This is a genomic window from Streptomyces sp. NPDC059456, from assembly GCF_042750055.1.
Classification (GTDB): domain Bacteria; phylum Actinomycetota; class Actinomycetes; order Streptomycetales; family Streptomycetaceae; genus Streptomyces.
Map to the genome: position 1 here is coordinate 1 of NZ_JBHYVA010001152.1, position 1,162 is coordinate 1,162.

Sequence of the window (1,162 nt, forward strand, 5' to 3'; positions counted from 1 at the left end):
GCCCTGCAGCCGTACCCCACCCCCCACCCCCCACGCCGCCCGGGGGGCCGCCCCGCTTTAGTATCCGCTCCGGTACCCGCGAGTGCCCGGGGCCCACCGGGGTAAACGCCCGGGTGACCCACCTCACGCCGGTCGGGGTGTCTGCTCCTCGGGGACCGGGTCCTCCAGCATGGAGGCGCGCAGGTGGGCCAGGAGGCGGGTCAGGAGCCGCGAGACCTGCATCTGCGAGATGCCGAGGGCGCTGCCGATCTGGGCCTGGGTGAGCTCCTGTCCGAAGCGCATCCGCAGCATCCGGCGTTCCCGGTCGGTGAGCTGTTCGAGCAGCGGCGCGAGGGTCTGGATGTCCTCGACGCGCTCCAGGGCCGGCTCCTCCTCGCCCATGACGTCGGCGAGGGTGTGGCCGTCGGCCGAGGCGTCGCCGCCCTCCGCGTGCGCGGTGTGCGGGGCGTCCAGGGAGCCGCTGGTGTGGCCGTTGGCGGCGACGAGACCCTCTATGACGTCCTCCTCCGCGAGGCCGAGGTGTCCGGCGAGGTCCGCGACGGTGGGCGAGCGGTCGAGGGTGGTGGTCAGGTGCTCCTTCGCCTTTGCCATGTCGATGCGCAGCTCCTGGAGCCGACGCGGGACGCGGACCGCCCAGGAGGTGTCGCGGAAGTGCCGCTTTATCTCACCTGTGATGTACGGCATGGCGAGGGTCGCGAACTCGTTCTCGCGGGTGGGGTCGAACCGGTCGATCGCCTTGATCAGGCCGATCGTGCCGACCTGGACGATGTCCTCGATGTCGTCTGCGTCACCCCGTCCGCGGAACCGGCGGACGGCGTACTGGACGAGTGAGGCGTTCATCTCAATGAGCGTGTTGCGGACGTACCGGTGTTCCGGTGTCCCTTCGGGCAGTTCGTGCAGCCGCCGGAAGAACGCCCTTGAAAGCTCCCGCGCATCCGCGGGGGCCACCTCTCTGGGTTCCTCGATCCGCGGCAGGTCCGCGATCCGGGCGGCGGCCTGGGTGCCGCGGCGAGGACGGGGGACTGCGGCGGTTTCGGAAGCGGAGGACGGGGCAGGGGCGGGCATGGGGTTCGCTCCTTGGGCTTGTCGGCTTGCGGCGCGGGACCTTGACTGCCGTAGATGGTGGTCTCTTTCAGCTTAAACGTCAAGAATTGCCGGAAAT

General features: G+C 70.2%; 1 protein-coding gene. It reads right to left on the minus strand.

Annotated elements, in window-relative coordinates:
* Positions 1 to 123: 123 nt before the first annotated feature.
* Complete coding sequence (locus tag ACFXA3_RS42860; RefSeq protein ID WP_385197028.1) at positions 124 to 1,065, minus strand: SigB/SigF/SigG family RNA polymerase sigma factor; 942 nt, start codon at positions 1,063 to 1,065, stop codon at positions 124 to 126.
* Positions 1,066 to 1,162: the final 97 nt, after the last annotated feature.

What these genes read in the sequence shown, in the direction of transcription:
- ACFXA3_RS42860 (WP_385197028.1), bottom strand. Translation starts at nt 1,065, where the DNA reads ATGCCCGCCCCTGCCCCGTCCTCCGCTTCCGAAACCGCCGCAGTCCCC.